1 protein-coding gene is annotated in these 395 nt (G+C 63.0%); it reads left to right on the plus strand.

Going from position 1 to position 395, the window contains the following annotated elements; all coding sequences use genetic code 11:
* Positions 1 to 39: 39 nt before the first annotated feature.
* The coding region (locus FJV41_RS51475) for a hypothetical protein (RefSeq protein ID WP_220138072.1) at positions 40 to 395 on the plus strand (356 nt) is incomplete at its 3' end.

Below are 395 nucleotides of genomic sequence, written 5' to 3' on the forward strand. Positions count from 1 at the left end.
ATGCAGGCGAACGTGGGCCTCGGGCCTGCGGCAGCCCAGATGCAGCAGCTCGTGGCAGAGAACCAGCGGGAGCTGGCGAAGCTGAACGATCTTGCCAATGGCACCCAGCGAGGCCTGCCACTGGCTCGAAATCCGATTGCACTGGCGGCGTTGCAAGAGTCCATCAAGAACCGGTCGGAGAAGATCAAGGCGCTGGCCACCGACCTGATCAAGGAAGGCAAGGACGCCGAGGTTAAGGCCGCTCAGAGCGCAAGCGCAGAGTTCGTGCAGCAGCAGGACGCGATCATCGACGCTCAGGCGACCAAGGAGCAGAAGAAGAAAGACGAGATCGCGCGAATCAATGGTCAGGCGGATGCGGTCCGACGTCGGGCTGAGGCGGCGGGCCTCGTCGAAGA

It is taken from the genome of Myxococcus llanfairpwllgwyngyllgogerychwyrndrobwllllantysiliogogogochensis (assembly GCF_006636215.1).
In the GTDB taxonomy this organism is placed as follows: domain Bacteria; phylum Myxococcota; class Myxococcia; order Myxococcales; family Myxococcaceae; genus Myxococcus; species Myxococcus llanfairpwllgwyngyllgogerychwyrndrobwllllantysiliogogogochensis.